The organism is Lutibacter sp. (genome assembly GCF_041562875.1).
Classification (GTDB): domain Bacteria; phylum Bacteroidota; class Bacteroidia; order Flavobacteriales; family Flavobacteriaceae; genus Lutibacter.
In genome coordinates this window covers 1-17,540 of sequence record NZ_JBFFOE010000013.1, presented here as the reverse complement: position 1 = coordinate 17,540, position 17,540 = coordinate 1, and the positions used below count along the sequence as shown (strand labels likewise).

General features: G+C 31.6%; 12 protein-coding genes and 2 riboswitches. All 12 genes read left to right on the top strand.

What is annotated here, in order from left to right; all coding sequences use genetic code 11:
• Nucleotides 1–391 precede the first annotated feature (391 nt).
• Nucleotides 392–1,681 (top strand): O-acetylhomoserine aminocarboxypropyltransferase/cysteine synthase family protein, encoded by a 1,290-nt coding sequence (locus ABY863_RS03360; RefSeq protein WP_372792850.1) that lies wholly within the window; start codon nucleotides 392–394, stop codon nucleotides 1,679–1,681.
• Nucleotides 1,682–1,812: 131 nt separating this feature from the next.
• A riboswitch (SAM riboswitch) is annotated at nucleotides 1,813–1,912 on the top strand.
• A 104-nt stretch (nucleotides 1,913–2,016) separates the two neighbouring features.
• On the top strand, nucleotides 2,017–5,409 hold the full coding sequence (thrA, locus tag ABY863_RS03355) for a bifunctional aspartate kinase/homoserine dehydrogenase I (RefSeq protein WP_372792849.1): 3,393 nt from the start codon (nucleotides 2,017–2,019) through the stop codon (nucleotides 5,407–5,409).
• A gap of 90 nt (nucleotides 5,410–5,499) precedes the next feature.
• Nucleotides 5,500–6,669, top strand: a complete 1,170-nt coding sequence (locus tag ABY863_RS03350) for an O-succinylhomoserine sulfhydrylase (RefSeq protein ID WP_372792848.1) — start codon at nucleotides 5,500–5,502, stop codon at nucleotides 6,667–6,669.
• Between the two features lie 123 nt (nucleotides 6,670–6,792).
• Nucleotides 6,793–7,062 carry a DUF2061 domain-containing protein gene (locus ABY863_RS03345; RefSeq protein ID WP_372792847.1) on the top strand — a complete coding sequence of 90 codons (270 nt, stop codon included), beginning with the start codon at nucleotides 6,793–6,795 and terminating at the stop codon, nucleotides 7,060–7,062.
• A gap of 11 nt (nucleotides 7,063–7,073) precedes the next feature.
• Complete coding sequence (locus ABY863_RS03340; protein WP_372792846.1) at nucleotides 7,074–7,691, top strand: phosphoadenosine phosphosulfate reductase family protein; 618 nt, start codon at nucleotides 7,074–7,076, stop codon at nucleotides 7,689–7,691.
• Between the two features lie 11 nt (nucleotides 7,692–7,702).
• Complete coding sequence (gene cysD / locus ABY863_RS03335) at nucleotides 7,703–8,602, top strand: sulfate adenylyltransferase subunit CysD (RefSeq protein WP_372792845.1); 900 nt, start codon at nucleotides 7,703–7,705, stop codon at nucleotides 8,600–8,602.
• 95 nt (nucleotides 8,603–8,697) lie between these two features.
• Nucleotides 8,698–9,945 (top strand): sulfate adenylyltransferase subunit 1, encoded by a 1,248-nt coding sequence (locus ABY863_RS03330; protein ID WP_372792844.1) that lies wholly within the window; start codon nucleotides 8,698–8,700, stop codon nucleotides 9,943–9,945.
• Between the two features lie 95 nt (nucleotides 9,946–10,040).
• The gene (locus ABY863_RS03325) at nucleotides 10,041–12,131 is read left to right on the top strand and encodes a HEPN domain-containing protein (RefSeq protein WP_372792843.1); all 2,091 of its coding nucleotides are present in this window, start codon (nucleotides 10,041–10,043) and stop codon (nucleotides 12,129–12,131) included.
• On the top strand, nucleotides 12,121–12,888 hold the full coding sequence (cobA, locus tag ABY863_RS03320; protein WP_372792842.1) for a uroporphyrinogen-III C-methyltransferase: 768 nt from the start codon (nucleotides 12,121–12,123) through the stop codon (nucleotides 12,886–12,888). Before ABY863_RS03325 ends, cobA begins: the two co-directional genes overlap by 11 nt.
• A 96-nt stretch (nucleotides 12,889–12,984) precedes the next feature.
• Nucleotides 12,985–13,554, top strand: a complete 570-nt coding sequence (locus tag ABY863_RS03315; protein WP_372792841.1) for a bifunctional precorrin-2 dehydrogenase/sirohydrochlorin ferrochelatase — start codon at nucleotides 12,985–12,987, stop codon at nucleotides 13,552–13,554.
• Between the two features lie 80 nt (nucleotides 13,555–13,634).
• A riboswitch (SAM riboswitch) is annotated at nucleotides 13,635–13,738 on the top strand.
• A gap of 57 nt (nucleotides 13,739–13,795) precedes the next feature.
• Entirely contained in the window at nucleotides 13,796–14,788 is a 993-nt protein-coding gene (locus tag ABY863_RS03310; protein WP_372792840.1) for a homocysteine S-methyltransferase family protein, read from the top strand.
• 73 nt (nucleotides 14,789–14,861) lie between these two features.
• Nucleotides 14,862–17,540 (top strand): methionine synthase, encoded by a 2,679-nt coding sequence (metH, locus tag ABY863_RS03305; protein WP_372792839.1) that lies wholly within the window; start codon nucleotides 14,862–14,864, stop codon nucleotides 17,538–17,540.

Sequence of the window (17,540 nt, the reverse complement as noted above, 5' to 3'; positions counted from 1 at the left end):
TAGTTGCATATTTAAAAAATGTAATTACATTTGCAGCAACAAAAAGATAGAAAATGACAATTAAATTGAACAATATGTGTGGTATGATGTGTAAAAATTACGCTGAGGCTGCTATTGTTTAAAATCTAATAATATATAACAAATAGAAACCTCTGAATTATCAGAGGTTTTTTATTTTAAAAGAATAACTAAAATGAATTTAAATTTCCATAAAAGTATGTGTAACCCAATGATAATGTATATGCAAATGATGTGTAGCACAATGAAACGGTATTGCCTAAAATAAATGGAAAAATAAAATCGATAAGATTTAAGTCCCTTTGGTAATATCAAAATACCAAAGGGACTTTTTTTATTTCAAAAACTATAATAAAAATAAAAAAATATAATTATGAGTACTCAAAAAATTTCAACACAAGCATTACACGCAGGACACGATACTACTAAAACAGGAGGAACAAGAGCAGTTCCAATTTATCAAACATCATCATATGTTTTTAATGATACAGAACATGCGGCAAACTTATTTTCATTAAAAGAATTAGGATTTATCTATACAAGATTAAACAATCCAACTAACGATATTTTACAACAACGCTTAGCTGCTATTGAAGGAGGTATTGGAGCTGTTGTTTTTGCTTCAGGAACTTCGGCAATTTCTACAGGATTATTAACGTTGTTAAAATCAGGTGATCATATTGTAGCTTCTAGTAGTTTGTATGGAGGAACGTTTACCTTGTTAAATGTTACATTACCAAGATTGGGAATTACAACTACTTTTGTAGATGCATCAAATCCAGAAAATTTCAAGAAAGCTGTTCAAAATAATACAAGAGCCTTTTTTGTTGAATCTTTAGGGAATCCAAAATTAGATGTCTTGGATTTAGAAGTAATTGCTGAACATTCTAAAGCAGCTGGAGTGCCTTTTATTGTTGACAATACTGTTGCAAGTCCGGCTTTATTGAATCCTATAAAACACGGAGCAAATTTAGTAATTCATTCATTAACAAAATATATTGGCGGACAAGGAAATTCTTTAGGTGGCGCCATTATTGATGCGGGTACATTTGATTGGACCAATGGGAAATTCCCTGAATTTACAGAACCATCAGCAGGATATCACGGATTGGTTTACAGTGAAGCTCTGGGAGCAGCAGCTTTTACCTTTAAATTAATTTTAGAAGGATTGCGTGATTTTGGTGGAGCTTTAAGTCCATTTAACGCATTTCAAATTATCCAAGGGTTAGAAACATTACCAGTTCGTATCAAACAACACAGTGCAAATGCCTTAGAATTAGCACAATGGTTAGAAAGTAGAGAGGAAGTTGCTTGGGTAAATTACCCTGGTTTAGAAAGTAGTAAATACAATACCTTGGCTAAAAAATATTTACCAAAGGGTCAAAGCGGACTAGTTACTTTTGGTGTAAAAGGAGGTTTTGAAGCTGCTAAAATAGTGACAGATGCTACTAAAATATTTTCATTGTTGGCTAATATTGGAGATACAAAATCATTAATTATTCACCCAGCGAGTACAACACATCAACAATTAACAGTTGAGCAACAATCCGCAGCTGGAGTAACACAAGATTTAATTAGACTGTCAGTAGGAATTGAAGATATTGAAGATTTGAAAAACGATTTACAAGAGGCTTTTAAAGCAATTTCTAAATTGGCAATATAGATTTGTCATTCCTGCGAAGGTAGGAATCTATAATTAACAAAATTTAAAAAAAAGTTATTTAAATAGAAAACAATTGTTTAGAAAAAAATTATTGTGTTAATTTGCAGCTTAGTTCATAAACTTATTGACTATTGTTATCAAGAAAGGCAGAGGGAATAGACCCTGTGAAGCCTTAGCAACCCTTTATTTATAAAGAAGGTGCTAAATTCTACCCGTATGGATAGATAACGAATCGTAATTGCCTTTTGGTAATTTCTGCATTTTTTCATGACAATTTTTATTTAAGTAAACCTGCCAAACAATTTTGGCTATTGATAATTTATAAATATTAATTGATGAATCTATTACAATACATAACGGTAAATAACTTCATTTCTGAAAAAGGAATAGCTAATAAGGCTATCACACTTTCATATCAAGTATTTGGTAAAAAATTACATACTGCACCTATAGTTTTAGTAAATCATGCGTTAACAGGAAATTCAGATGTGGCTGGAGAAAATGGGTGGTGGAAAGATGTGGTTGGTGAAAATAAAGTTATAGATATTGAAAAATATACAATTTTAGCCTTCAATATTCCTGGAAATGGGTATGATGGTTTTGTGATTGAAAATTACAAGGATTTTGTAGCAAGAGATATAGCTCAACTATTCTTAGTAGGCCTTGAAAAGCTAAATATTAAAGAATTATTTGCAATTGTTGGAGGTTCTTTGGGAGGTGGAATTGCTTGGGAAATGGCTGTGTTAAATCCAGTGATTACAAAGCATTTAATTGCTGTTGCAACTGATTGGAAATCGACTGATTGGCTAATTGCGAACTGTCAAATTCAAGAACAATTTTTATCAAATTCAAGCAATCCTGTGCACGATGCTCGTATGCACGCTATGTTATGTTACAGAACTCCTGAATCGTTTAAAGAGCGCTTTCAACGTTCAAAAAATGAAGATTTAGAAATTTTTAATGTGGAGAGTTGGTTGTTGCATCATGGAAATAAATTGCAAGAACGTTTTCAATTATCAGCTTATAAATTAATGAATCAATTGTTAAAAACTATTGATGTTACTAAAGGAAGGTCTGAAAATATATTAGATGCAATTAAAGCAAATATCCATATTATAGGAGTAAACTCAGATTTGTTTTTTTCTGCTGAAGAGAACAAAGAAACACAAAAGCAATTAGCATTATTAAACCCAAATGTTACTTATAACGAAATTAATTCTGTTCACGGACACGATGCTTTTTTAATAGAATACGAGCAATTGGAAAAAATAATAGCGCCAATATTTAATAAAAATTTTAAGAATAACAACATGAAGGTAGTAAAGTTTGGAGGAAAATCTTTGGCAAATGGTATTGGGTTAGAGAGTGCTTTAGCTATTATTAAAACCAAAATTAAGAATGGGGAAAAAATAGCTGTTGTTGTTTCTGCCAGAGGAAAAACGACAGATCACTTAGAATCTATTTTAGAGAAAGCAAAGAATAATTTGCCTTTTTCAGAAGAGTTTGAAACCCTTAAAAATTATCAAACTAAAATTGATAATACAATTAATTTTAACGAAGAATTTAAATTGTTAGATGAAATTTTTAGGGGTGTTAATTTATTGGGAGATTATAGTACAAAAGTAAAAGATCAGGTGCTTTCACAAGGAGAAATTTTATCGGCTAAATTAATCACTCACTTGTTGAATAAGCAAGGTGTTAAAGCTAATTTTGTAGATTCACGTTTATTAATAAAAACAAATGAGCAATTTGGCTCAGCTCAGCCATTTGAAGGTATTTCTGAAGATAATGTAATAGCACATTTCAAAAAAAATAATGGGGATACTACTCAAATTATAACAGGTTTTATTGGTTCTAATTTACAAGGTGAAACTACAACTTTAGGAAGAAATGGGAGTAATTATTCTGCGGCCCTATTTGCTAATTTTTTAAACGCAGAAGAGTTTCAGAATTACACACATTTAAACGGAATTTACACTGCAAACCCTGATTTTGTTTCAACTTCAAAAAAAATAGAAAAGCTTTCTTATCAGGAAGCAAATGAAATGGCAAATTTTGGAACAGATATTTTACATGCGAAGACTATTATTCCACTCATTGAAAAAAATATTCCATTACGTATTTTAAACACTTTTGACTCTGATAATTCAGGAACATTAATAGGTTCAGAAACTGAAAGAGGAGGAATTAAATCTTTGTCAATTCAAGAAAATGTGTGTTTGGTAAATTTTATTGGTAGAGGTTTATTGGGTAAAGTAGGTGTTGATGGACGAATTTTTAGCGCTTTAGGAAAAGAAGATATTAGTGTTAGTATTATTTCTCAGGGTTCATCAGAACGTGGTATTGGTTTTATTGTTGACGCAAAAAATGGATATAAGGCAAAAATTGTGTTAGAAAACGAGTTTAAAAACGAGTTTCAAAGTAAAGATGTAAGTCAAATATTTATTACGGAAGATGTTTCGGTAATATCCATTATTGGTCAAAGTTTATATTCATTTAATCAGCCTTATAGCGCGTTAATAAAAAATAGGATTACACCAATTTTAATTAATAATACTGTAACTGGTGAAAATGTTTGTTTGGTGGTTAAAAAATCCGATTTACGGAAAGCTGCGAATGTAATTCATGGTGAAATATTTGGAGTCTCAAAAAATATTAACATTGCCATTTTTGGAAAAGGCTTGGTTGGAGGTACTTTAATTGAACAAATTTTTAAAAGTCAGGAAACTATTTTAAAACGTAAAAACATAAAATTAAATATTTTTGCAGTTGCAAACTCAGCAAAAGTATTGCTGAATCAAAATGGAATTGCAACCAATTGGGAAGAAGACTTTGAAACTAATTCATTAAAAAATTATTCTATTAATGATGTTGTTGAATTTGCTAAAAAACATCATTTAGAAAATTTAATTGCTATTGATAATACAGCAAGTAGTAAATTTATTGAAAACTATTTTGAGTTGGTAGAGAATGGTTTCGATTTAATTTCATCTAATAAAATTGCAAATACAGTTAGTTACAATGCTTATAGAGAATTACGTGAAAAAATAAAAGAAAACAATAAATCATATTTATACGAAACCAATGTTGGTGCCGGATTACCATTGATTGAAACCATAAAATTATTACATGATTCTGGTGAAAATATAACAAGAATACGTGGTGTCTTTTCGGGTTCACTAAGTTATCTATTTAATAATTTTTCAATTCAAGACAGGCCGTTTAGTGAAATTTTGAAAGAAGCAATAGAGTGTGGATATACAGAGCCAGATCCTCGTGAAGATTTATGTGGTAATGATGTTGGACGTAAATTATTAATTTTAGCACGTGAATTAGATTTACAAAATGAATTTGAAGATCTTAACATTGAAAATTTAATTCCTGAAAATTTAAGAGAAGGTTCAGCCACTGGTTTTTTAAATAAATTAGATGCAATGGATGCCTATTTTCAGGATATAAAAGACAATCAGCAAGAAAATCATGTATTGAGGTATGTTGGTGATCTTTCTGGAAATTTACAAGAAGATAAAGGGAATTTGAAAGTGAATTTAGTTTCTGTTCCAAGAAATAGTGCCTTAGGACAAATACAAGGTGCTGATGCTATATTTGAAATATACACAGAATCTTACGGAGAAAAACCATTGGTAATTCAAGGTGCTGGTGCCGGTGCAGCGGTAACAGCTCGTGGAGTTTTCGGAGATATTTTAAGGTTAGCAGATAAAAATTAAGTATGAGCTTTATGTTGAAGTTGTCATACTGAGCCTGTCGAAGTATTGATTTAGGGATTCATTATAAAAAATAAAGATAAAAACAAGATTATGAGCAAAAATCATTTTGAAACCGAAGCTATTAGAGCACAGTTAGAACGTTCACAATTTCAAGAACATTCAACACCGTTGTACCTTACTTCAAGTTTTGTATTTGAAGATGCTGAAGAAATGAGAGCAGCGTTTTCGGAAGAAAATCAGCGTAATATTTATTCTCGTTTTAGCAATCCAAATACGACAGAATTTGTTGAAAAAGTGGTGCAAATGGAAGGAGCAGAAGATGGTTATGCCTTTGCAACTGGTATGGCTGCAGTTTTTTCAACATTTGCAGCTTTGTTAAGTAGTGGAGATCATATAGTTTCGGCTCGCTCCGTTTTTGGCTCAACACATACTTTGTTTACTAAATATTTTCCAAAATGGAATATTGAAACTTCGTATTTTGATATTAACAAGCTTGAAGAAATTGAAAGTTTAATTCAACCTTCAACTAAAATTTTATATGCTGAATCTCCTACAAACCCAGGTGTTGATATTATTGATTTAGAATTGTTAGGAGAGATTGCTAAAAAGCACAATTTATTACTCGTAATAGACAATTGTTTTGCAACACCTTATATTCAGCAACCCATTAAATTTGGTGCAGATTTGGTGATACATTCTGCTACAAAATTAATGGATGGGCAAGGTCGTGTTTTAGGCGGAGTAGTAGTTGGTAATTCTGATTTAGTACGTGAAATTTATTTGTTTTCTCGAAATACGGGTCCGGCATTATCACCTTTTAACGCTTGGGTTTTGTCAAAAAGTTTAGAAACTTTAACTGTTAGAGTTGAAAAACATTGTGAAAATGCTTTAAAGTTAGCTGAATTTTTAGAAAATCATTCGGAAGTTACAAAAGTGAAATACCCATTTTTAAAGTCGCATCCACAGTTTGAAATTGCCAAAAAGCAAATGAAATTAGGCGGAAATATCATTGCAATAGAAGTAAAAGGTGGGTTAGAAGCAGGAAAAAAGTTTTTAAATTCTATTAAAATGTGTTCATTATCAGCCAATTTAGGAGATACAAGAACCATTGTAACACATCCAGCTTCTACAACACACAGTAAATTATCAAGTGATGAGCAATTAGCAGCAGGAATAACCCCTGGCTTGGTTCGTGTTTCTGTTGGTTTAGAACATATTTCAGATATAGTTCAGGACATCAATCAGGCGTTAACTAAATAAATTTCAAAAATTTCTTTAAAAATTAAATTTTAAGGCTTACTTTCTTTAATTTTAGAAGTCTATTAAATTGGTAGAGTAATAAAAAACATGTATTTTTGACACTTGAAAAAAGAATAAATAAAAATGATATTAGAACAAATATTAACTTCAAAAAATGAGAAGCCTGAAAAAAGTTTTGAAGTTGTTAAAAATTCAGAAAAAGCAACACGTAGTATAGTTAAAGCTATAAGCTGGAGAATGGTTGGTACAATAGATACCATTTTAATATCTTGGCTTGTAACTGGTAAAATTGCTTTGGCATTATCAATTGGCTTGATTGAAGTTGTGACTAAAATGTTGTTATACTTCTTTCACGAGAGAGTTTGGAATTTAATAAAATGGGGAAAACATTAAACTTTAAAATGATGAAAAATTTAAATATAGATCAAATTAATAAAGATTTACAAGATAAATCCCCAGTTGAAATTGTTGCTTGGGCTTTAAGTATTGCAAAATCACCCTTAATTACAACAAATTTCAGACCTTATGAGGTTGCAATTTTAAATGCTTGTATAGAAGTAAAAAAAGATTTGAAAGTTATTTGGTGCGATACTGGTTATAACACACCTCAAACCTACAAGCATGCAAATGAGTTGATTGATAGGTTGGGTTTAAATGTTCATTTATATGTGCCTAAACAAACTGCAGCTCATAGAGATGCTACCATTGGAATCCCTCAAATAGAAGATCCTTTGCACAAATTGTTTACTGAACAAGTAAAATTGGAGCCTTTTAATAGAGCCATGAAAGAACACTTGCCTGATGTTTGGTTTACAAATTTAAGAAAAGGGCAAACAGCTTTTAGAAGCAGCATAGATATAGTATCTATGAGTAAAGATGGATTATTAAAAGTAAGTCCGTTTTATCACTGGACAGATGAACAATTAGATGCTTATTTAGCAGAAAATAAATTGCCAAACGAATTTAAATATTTTGATCCAACAAAAGTATTGGAAAACCGAGAATGTGGTTTGCATTCTTAAAATTATAAAAAATGACAGAGAAATTACATATTAACGCATTGGAGAATGAAGCAATTTATATTTTTAGAGAAGTTGCAGCACAATTTGAAAAACCAGTACTATTATTTTCTGGAGGAAAGGATTCTATAACATTGGTTAGATTGGCTCAAAAAGCATTTTATCCAGCAAAAATCCCTTTTCCATTAATGCATATTGATACAGGGCATAATTTTCCTGAAACAATAGAATTTCGTGATCGATTGGTTGAAGAATTAGGTGTTGAATTGATTGTTAGAAATGTACAAGATAGCATAGACCAAGGAAAGGTAAAAGAAGAATCTGGAAGATATTCAAGTAGAAATATGTTGCAAACAACTACACTTTTAGATGCCATTGAAGAATTTAAATTTGATGCTTGTATAGGTGGAGCTCGTAGAGATGAAGAAAAAGCAAGAGCTAAAGAGCGTATCTTTTCAGTACGTGATGATTTTGGTCAGTGGGATGAAAAAAACCAACGCCCAGAACTATTTGATATGCTAAATGGAAATATTGATTTAGGTCAAAATGTACGTGTTTTTCCAATTTCAAACTGGACAGAATTAGATGTTTGGACGTATATTGAAAATGAAGATTTAGAAATTCCTTCTATTTATTTTGCTCATAAACGAGATATTTTTGTTCGTGATGGACTTATTTGGACGGCTTCAGAACATGTATATAAAGATGAAGAAGAAGTAGTTGAAGAACGAATGGTTCGTTTTAGAACCGTAGGCGATATGAGTTGTACTGCGGCTGTAGATTCTTACGCAGCTACCATAAGTGAAGTAGTGGCAGAAATTAGAGATTCAAGTATTTCAGAACGTGGTGCTAGAATTGACGACAAACGATCTGAAGCAGCCATGGAAAAGCGTAAACAACAAGGGTACTTTTAGGAAATTGATAATTAAAAATTAACAATTAATAATGTCACACTGAGCTTGTCGAAGTGTTTTTCATAAAATTAATAATAAAAAAACAAACAACCGAAATGGAAGTTTTAAAAATAGCAACAGCAGGAAGTGTAGATGACGGGAAAAGTACTTTAATTGGACGATTATTGTATGATACAAAATCGTTAACTAGTGATAAATTAGAAGCCATTGAACGCAGTAGCAAACAAAAAGGATACGATTATTTAGATTTTTCTTTAGCAACAGATGGTTTAGTTGCAGAACGTGAACAAGGAATTACAATTGATGTAGCACATATTTATTTTTCAACAGCTACAAAAAGTTATATAATAGCGGATACTCCAGGTCACGTTGAGTATACTCGTAATATGGTTACAGGAGCTTCAACATCTCAAGTAGCAATTATTTTAATTGATGCCAGACATGGGGTAATAGAACAAACATTTCGTCACTTTTTCATCAATAATTTATTAAGAATTAAAGATGTAATTGTTGCGGTAAATAAAATGGATTTAGTTGATTTTTCAGAAGAAAGATACAACGAAATTAAAGCTGATTTTCAAAAATTGGTTGATAAAAGTGATTATGAAGATCAGAGCATTACATTTATTCCAGTAAGTGCTTTAAAAGGTGATAATGTGGTTGAAAAATCAACATCAATGAATTGGTTTAAAGGCCAAACATTGTTAGAGCATTTGGAAAAAATAGACACTAAAGATGTTTATAATAGAGGAAGAGTACGTTTTCCAGTGCAATATGTTATTCGTCCGAAAACAGATGAATTTCACGATTATAGAGGATATGCAGGAAAAGTTTATGGAGGTGAAATTAAAGTTGGAGATGAAGTTGTTGTGTTACCTTCTGAAACAAGAAGTAAAGTAAAGGAAATTTATTTTTACGATAAAAAGTTTGAAACTGCTGCACGTAGATCTTCTATAACGTTAACATTAGAAGATAACGTAAATGTGAGTAGAGGAGATATGATTGTTAAATTTGATGAATTGCCAAAAATTCAAAAGCAATTGACAGCAACTATTTCTTGGATGGATGCGAAGGATTTAGTTACAGGTTCTAAATATGTTTTGCAACACGGTGTTCATAAAGTTTTAGCAAAAGTAAGCACTATACATCATAAAATTGAAACAGATTTTTCAGGTGTGATAAAAGATGTTTCAAGCTTGCGAATGAATGATATAGCTTCAGTTTCATTTCAATTAAATAAACCAATTTTTTTCGATTCTTTTAAAGATCACAGAACCAATGGAGCATTTATTTTAATAGATCCGCAAACTAATAATACAGCAGGCGCAGGGTTTATTGAATAGTTAAAATACTAAAAATTAAAGAATATAATTAATAAAAGCTCATAATTTCTTATGGGCTAGGGATACTATTACTACTAACTAAAAAATAAAATAACATGCAAAGCTTTAGAAGCGAGATCGAAAATCCGATCGTCGAAAGGGATATTATTGACCTAGAAAAAAAGATAAGTTTATTTTACGAAGGAAAAATTGACGAGGCAAGATTCAGAAGTTTACGTTTAGCACGTGGAGTTTATGGACAACGTCAATTTGGGGTTCAAATGATTCGTATTAAATTGCCTTATGGGAAATTAACTAGCGAACAATTACACAGAATTGCAAATGTTTCTGATGAATATTCTAGAGGAAGATTGCATATAACTACACGTCAAGATATTCAGATTCACCATGTAAGTTTAGACAGAACTCCTGAACTTTGGGCTGAATTAGAAAAAGATGATATTACGTTGCGTGAAGCCTGTGGAAACGCAGTTAGAAATGTAACAGCAAGTGAAACAGCAGGAATTGATAAAGATGAACCTTTTGATGTTTCGCCTTATGCACATGCGGTTTTTGAATTCTTTTTAAGAAATCCTATTTGTCAGGAATTGGGAAGGAAATTCAAAATTTCATTTTCAGGAACAGATAAAGATACAGCACTCAGTTTTATGCATGATTTAGGTTTTATAGCCAAAATAAAAAATGGAGAAGTTGGTTTTAAAATAATGATTGGTGGAGGTTTAGGTTCACAAGCAAGATTAGCAGATGTGTTATCTGAATTTGTTGCTGCTGATAAAATTATTCCAATCACAGAAGCAGTTTTACGTGTATTTGATAGATTTGGAGAGCGTTCAAAAAGAGCAAAAGCACGTTTAAAATTCTTAATTAAAGATATTGGTCTTAATGCTTTTATAAAGCTTGTTGAAGAAGAAGAAAAAGCACTTTCTGTGACTTCACTTCCAATTGATACAATAAATTTTGATACTGATATAGATTTGTCTCATGTTAAAATTCCTTCAGTAACAATTGAAGATATTAAAGCATATAATTTATGGAAATCTACCAATGTAATTGAACAAAAACAAGAAGGTTTAAGTGCAATTGGCATTAAAGTTCATTTGGGAGATTTTTACACGGATAAAGCAAGAATTTTAGCTGATCTGGTTAAGAAATATGCTGGAAATGAAATTCGTTTATCATTACGTCAAAATATATTAATTCGTCATGTGAAAAATGAATTGTTGCCATTTTTCTATGTTGAATTACAAAAGTTGGGGTTTGATGATGCAGGTTATGAAAGTACAATAGATATTACTTCTTGTCCAGGAACAGACACTTGTAATTTAGGGATCGCTAGCAGTACAGGGATTTCTGCAGAACTTGAAAAAGTGTTGAAAAATGAGTTTCCACAATATGCTAATAATAAAGATATTACTATAAAAATTAGTGGTTGTATGAATTCTTGTGGGCAACACACAATGGCGCATATTGGTTTTCAGGGAATGTCAATTAAATCAGGAAATTATATTGCACCAGCATTACAAGTGTTGCTAGGTGGTAGTGTTTTAGGAAATGGTGCAGGAAGAATTGCAGATAAAGTCTTGAAAATACCTAGTAAAAGAGGGCCTCAGGCATTGCGTACAATTTTAAATGATTATGAATCTAATGTAAATGAAGGTGAATCTTTCATTAATTATTACGATCGTAAGGGAGAAAAATACTTTTATGATTTATTGAAACCATTATCCAATACAACTAATTTAGAGCAAAGTGATTTTATTGATTGGGGAAGTAATGAAGCTTATGAAAAAGCAGTTGGAGTTGGTGAATGTGCGGGTGTGGTTATTGATTTAATTGCAACACTGTTGTTTGAAAGCGAAGAAAAATTGGAGAATGCTTCAGAATCTTTAAAATTAAATCAGTTTTCAGATAGTGTTTATTATGCCTATTCAAGTATTGTAAATACTGCTAAAGCATTGTTAATTTCAGAAGAAAAACAGACGAATACACATGTGGGTATTATCTCTCAGTTTGAAGAAGTTTTTACTTCTAAAATTGAATTAGATGTTCCTTTTTCTGAATTTGTTTATCAAATTAAAAATAATGAACCTACTCTTGAATTTGCTCAGAAATATTTGATGGACGCTCAACTATTTTATAAAAAAGTAGCTACTTATAGAACTAATAGTATTGGTGATGAAAAATAATATAAAACCAAAAGTAACGCTAATTGGCGCAGGTCCTGGTGATCCGGATTTGATAACTGTAAAAGGAGTAAAAGCACTTAAAAATGCTGATGTGGTTTTGTATGATGCCTTAATTAATAGAGAATTATTAGCATATGCACCTACTGCAAAATTAATTTTTGTTGGAAAAAGAAAGGGTTTACATAGCTATTCTCAGGATGAAATTAATCAGTTGATTGTAAAAAGTGCTTTTGAATATAGAAATGCAGTTCGCTTAAAAGGTGGTGATCCATTTATATTTGGAAGAGGTTCAGAAGAAATAGACTATATTGAATCTTTTGGAATTGAAACCGAAGTTATTTCAGGAATATCATCTTCAATGGCAGTGCCAGCAAGCCAAGGTATTTCTTTAACAAAAAGAGGAGTTTCTGAAAGTTTTTGGGTAATTACAGGAACAACTTCAGAAAGGAAACTATCTACAGATGTGTATTTGGCGGCGCAATCAACGGCAACTGTTGTTATTTTGATGGGAATGAGTAAACTTTCTGAAATTGTTTCAATCTTCAAAGAGTTTAATAAAAATGAAGTGCCAACGGCTATCATTCAAAACGGAACTACTAAAAATGAAAAATTAGGTTTAGGAACTATCAGTACTATTGAAGAGGTTGTTGCTCAAAAAAAATTATCGTCACCAGCTATTATTGTTATTGGTGAAGTAGTAAAAAAAAGTGCCAAGTTGCGTTCATTTTATGAGAGTTTGAATTTGGTGAGTAACTAGAATTAACAAACTGTCATTCCCGTGAAGACGGGAATCTAAAACTTAGTATTGAGAATAGATATCTGCTTTCTCAGGTATGACATTAAAACACTAATTATGAATCAAAATGAATTATATCCAATATTTTTAAAAGTAGCGCAGTTAGAAGTGTTAATAGTTGGAGGAGGAAATGTTGGACTAGAAAAATTAACTTTTTTATTAAAGTCAAGCCCAAATGCGAAGGTAACAGTTGTTGCTAAAGATTTTCATCCTGAACTAATGGAATTGGCTAAAAAACACACTGTTAAAATCATAGAAGATTCATATCAGGTTTCTTACCTGAAAGGGAAACATATGGTAATTGCAACTACAGATAGTATTGATGTAAATATTCAAGTTTATAAAGATTGTAAAGCGCAACATATTTTGGTGAATGTAGCTGATAATCCTCCATATTGCGATTTTTATATGGGCGGAATTATAACCAAAGGAAATGTAAAAATTGCGATTTCAACAAATGGTAAATCTCCTACATTAGCAAAAAGATTACGTCAGTTTTTTGAAGATGTAATTCCAGATAACATTGATGAATTGGCAGAAAATTTAAATAAATTCAGAAAAACAATTAAAGGAGATTTTTCAAATAAAGTCACACAATTAAATAAATTAACCGAAAAACTGCTTTAGCGTATTATAAAAATGAAAGGTTGTTTGTAATTCAAAAGAATATGCCGTTTCTTTGCACAAAGTTCATAAACATAGTTAATTAGTTATTAAGAAAGGCAGAGGGAATAGACCTGTTGAAGCCTTAGCAACCCTTTAAAGCTAAAGAAGGTGCTACGTTCTACCATATTTAATGGACAGATAACGCCTGCTTTTAAAGCAATTCTACTTAATAACTTCCAACAGTTTTTACAAAAATAAAAAAATGGAAGACATTCGTAACATATTAAAAAATAAAATCCTTGTGCTTGATGGCGCTATGGGGACTATGATTCAACAGTATAAATTTACTGAAGAAGATTATAGAGGTGAAAAATTTAAAGATTTTCATATTTCTGTAAAAGGAAATAATGATATGCTTTCTATAACTCAGCCTGAAGCTATTAAAACCATTCACGGAAAATATTTAGAAGCAGGCGCTGATATTATTGAAACCAACACATTTTCAAGTACTACAGTTGCAATGGCTGATTATGAAATGGAAGATTTTGTGTATGAATTAAATTATGAATCAGCTAAGATTGCGAAAGAAGTTGCTAATGAATTTACAGCTAAAAATCCTGCCAAACCTCGTTTTGTTGCAGGTTCTATGGGGCCAACAAATAGAACAGCAAGCATGTCGCCTGATGTAAATGATCCAGGATTTAGAGCAGTTACTTTTGATAATTTAAGAGTTGCATACAAGCAACAAGCTGAAGCTTTGATTGATGGTGGAGTAGATGTTTTATTGGTTGAGACCGTTTTTGATACTTTAAATGCCAAAGCAGCATTATTTGCTATTGAAGAAATAAAAGCAGAAAGAAATATTGATATTCCAATTATGTTAAGTGGCACAATAACCGATGCAAGCGGAAGAACTTTATCTGGACAAACTGCTGAAGCATTTTTAATCTCCGTATCACATATTCCATTATTAACAGTTGGATTTAACTGTGCTTTGGGAGCAAGCCAGTTAACACCGCATTTAGAAGTGTTGGCTCAAAAATCGGATTTAAGAATTTCAGCACATCCAAATGCAGGATTGCCAAATGCTTTTGGAGAATATGATGAAACCCCAGAAATAATGGCAAACCAAATTAAAGAATATTTAGATAAAAGTTTAATCAATATTATTGGAGGTTGCTGTGGTACAACACCAGCACATATAAAAGCAATTGCTGAAGTTGCTGAAGGATATAAACCAAGATTAGTTGAATAAGGAATTTAACTTTTAAGAATTTCAAATTGTCACACTGAGCTTGTCGAAGTGTTTAGAATCTTATTACAATAAAATGAATACAGAAAAAAAATACTTAAAACTTTCAGGTTTAGAACCATTAATAATTACACCAGAAAGTAATTTTATTAATGTTGGTGAACGTACCAATGTGGCAGGTTCTCGTAAGTTTTTACGTTTAATAAAAGATGAAAAGTTTGATGAAGCTTTAGCAATAGCTCGAGATCAAGTAGACGGAGGAGCACAAATTATTGACATAAATATGGATGATGGTTTGTTGGATGGAAAAGAAGCGATGGTTCGTTTTATGAACTTAATTGCTGCCGAACCAGATATTGCCCGTGTTCCAATTATGATTGATAGTTCTAAATGGGAAATTATTGAAGCAGGCTTACAAGTGGCACAGGGTAAATGTGTGGTGAATTCTATTTCTTTGAAAGAAGGTGAAACACAGTTTATTGAGCACGCTAAGAAGATAAAAATGTACGGCGCAGCTGTTGTTGTAATGGCTTTTGATGAAGCTGGGCAAGCAGATAATTACGAGAGAAGAATTGAAATTTCGAAACGTTCGTATGATATTTTAGTAAATAAAGTTGGTTTTCCTTCGGAAGATATCATTTTCGATTTAAATATATTTCCAGTAGCAACGGGAATGGATGAACACAAAAGAAATGCCATCGATTTTATTGAAGCTACTCGTTGGGTTCGTTCAAATTTACCAAATGTAAGTGTAAGTGGAGGTGTTAGTAATGTCTCGTTTTCTTTTAGAGGAAATGATGCTGTTCGTGAAGCAATGCATTCTGTATTTTTATATCATGCCATAAAAGCAGGAATGAATATTGGAATTGTAAATCCATCAATGTTAGAAGTTTACGATGAAATTCCGAAAGATTTATTAGCGTATGTTGAAGATGTTATTTTAGACAGAAGAGCTGATGCTACTGAGCGATTATTAGACTTTGCTGAAAGTGTAGTGAGTACTTTAAAAGAACGTAAAACAGATTTATCTTGGCGTGAAAAACCATTACAAGACAGAATTACACATGCCTTGGTAAAAGGATTGGATGAATTTATTGTTGAAGATGTAGAAGAAGCAAGATTAAAAGCAGAAAAGCCAATTGAAGTTATTGAAATTAACTTAATGAATGGAATGAATATAGTTGGTGATTTGTTTGGTTCAGGAAAAATGTTTTTGCCGCAAGTAGTAAAATCTGCGCGTGTTATGAAACGTGCTGTAGCCTATTTATTGCCATTTATTGAATTAGATAAAGGAGGTGTAAGTCAGTCAAATGGTAAAATTTTATTAGCAACAGTAAAAGGGGATGTACACGATATTGGAAAAAATATTGTGGGCGTAGTTTTGGGTTGTAATAATTATGAGATTATTGATTTAGGAGTGATGGTAGCTCCTGAAAAAATTATTCAAACGGCGAAAGATGAAAATGTTGATGCTATAGGTTTAAGTGGATTAATTACACCTAGTTTAGATGAAATGGTCTATTTAGCAAAAGAAATGGAGCGTCAAAAATTTGAAGTTCCTTTATTAATTGGTGGTGCTACAACATCAAAAGCACATACAGCTGTGAAGATCGATCCACAATATAAAAATGCCGTAGTTCACGTTCATGATGCTTCAAGAGCTGTTACAGTGGTTGGTGATTTATTAAATAAACGAAAAAATCAAAAATATGTAAGTGATATTAAAGCCGACTATGTAAAAGTTCGTGAAGGCTTTGCAAATAGATCAAGTAGGAAGGAATATGTGTCACTTTCTGATGCTCGAAAAAATAAATTTAAAATTGATTGGAATGAATCAAAAATTAAAACCCCTAATTTTGAAGGAATTCAGGTTTTTGAGGATTTTGATTTAACCAAATTAGTGGATTATATTGATTGGACACCATTTTTTAGAACTTGGGAATTAGCGGGGAAATATCCAGCAATTTTAGATGATAAAGTAGTTGGAAAAGAAGCAACTAATTTATTTAATGATGCAAAATTATTACTGGCTCAAATATTAAATGAAAATTTATTAACGGCAAAAGCTGTTTTTGGAATTTTTGCTGCAAATGCTGTAAATGATGATGTTGAGGTGTATGCTGATGTAGAAAGAAATGAGGTTAATGTGAAGTTTGTAACTTTGCGCCAGCAGTTAAAAAAGACAGCGGGAACACCAAATATTGCTTTGGCTGATTTTATAGCGCCAAAAGAAACTGGGATTAAAGATTATATTGGAGCATTTTGTGTGTCAACAGGTTTTGGAACAGCTGAATTAGCAGCTGAATTTGAAAAAGATCACGATGATTATAATTCAATTATGATTAAAGCATTGGCAGATAGATTAGCGGAAGCTTTTGCAGAATATTTGCATAAAAAAGTTAGAAAAGAGTATTGGGGATATGCAGTTTCTGAAGATTTATCTAACCAAGAATTAATAAAAGAAGATTACAAAGGAATTCGTCCTGCGCCAGGATATCCTGCTTGTCCAGATCATACAGAAAAACGGACAATTTGGGAGTTGTTAAGTGTGAAAGAAACTATTGGAGTGGAATTAACAGATAGTTTGGCAATGTGGCCAGCGGCATCAGTCTCGGGATATTATTTTGGAAATGAAAATGCTAAATATTTCGGTTTAGGAAAAATAACAGAAGATCAAGTTAAAGATTTTGCAGATAGAAAAAACATGAGTTTAGAGGAAGCTAAAAAATGGTTGAGCCCTAACTTAGCTGAATAA